Source organism: Moorena sp. SIO4A1 (assembly GCF_010672065.1).
Taxonomy (GTDB): domain Bacteria; phylum Cyanobacteriota; class Cyanobacteriia; order Cyanobacteriales; family Coleofasciculaceae; genus Moorena.
Genome location: NZ_JAAHHX010001029.1, coordinates 1 through 1,068, shown reverse-complemented (window position 1 = coordinate 1,068; position 1,068 = coordinate 1). Strand labels below are relative to the sequence as shown.

General features: G+C 46.6%; 2 protein-coding genes. Both read right to left on the bottom strand.

Annotated features, from left to right (window positions below):
- A partial coding sequence (locus F6K53_RS45015; RefSeq protein ID WP_293087627.1) for an ISAs1 family transposase occupies positions 1-644 on the bottom strand: 644 nt, incomplete at its 3' end.
- Positions 586-1,068 (bottom strand): ISAs1 family transposase (locus F6K53_RS45010; protein WP_293087624.1); only part of this gene is annotated, 483 nt, incomplete at its 5' end. The genes F6K53_RS45015 and F6K53_RS45010, both read right to left, overlap by 59 nt.

The following is a 1,068-nucleotide window of genomic DNA, read 5'->3' as shown; positions in this document are numbered from 1 at the left end:
CGACTGGCATCTTCTTGAAAAGTGACGTCAAGTACCCAATGAAGACTGTTCTCGATCCGAAGCGTAGAACGGATAACAAGGTTGTGTTTCTCCCCATCTGCAGAAAGACTACTGATGTAGAAGCGAACTTCTGTAGTCGTCTTATTCCACATCTGACGGGTACTCTTAACCATGACAACTGTGCTCAATCCCTCCCACAGACTCTGGCGATGCAAGGCAGGTAATTGAGCAACCGACACCGCCCAACACTGACGAGTTTCAATCCGATGGTGCCGCGCTTCAATGGTTTGATGATAACTAAACTTTATGCCTTCCCAGTTCTTGGCTTGGGCTTGTTGAAACCAATCTTTAACTTGTTGAGCGAGTTTTCCCTGATTACCTTTGAGAGCTAACACATACTCCCCCTGTGCTTGTTTAATTTGCCCAGCGATTTGTCGCTGGGTTCCCATGGCATCGAGAGTGACTATTGCTCCTTTGAGGTTGAGTAACTTCAATAGTAGAGGCACTGCGGTAATTTCGTTGGATTGGCTGTCCACCTTTTTCTGGGCTAACATCAACGAATGTTCACTGCTCCAGGCACTGACACTATGTAAAGCTTTGAGTTTTCCCTCTCGGTCGTAAGACCCTAAGCGCGGTTTTGCCATCGATGTGGATCAGCTCAATGGTTAAATTTTCGGTAATGCTGTTGATCCAACTCAGAAAGCTTTCATGGAACTGTTGGGGTTCAAGGGCAGCAAACACCCGAGAAAATGTATCATGTGAGGGAATGCCATAGGGCAAGTCTAAAAAACTCTCCAACCATTTCTGTTTGGCTTGGCCATAGGTCTCTATCGCCACGAACCCATTGGCTCCGGAGAGGACAGCCAAAATAGCAATGGTGATTATCTCCATCAAACCATGATGTTTCGTTCTCTCCACTCTGGGGTCTTGAAGATGGGCGAAATGCTTGAGAACACTCTGTCTGAGGATCTTAGCCTCTGCTGCTTCCCTTGGTTGGAGAACAAATTTACCAAAGCCTTTTGCCATAGGGAAGTCTCCCAACAGGATAAATCTGGTATAGCCCTTAGT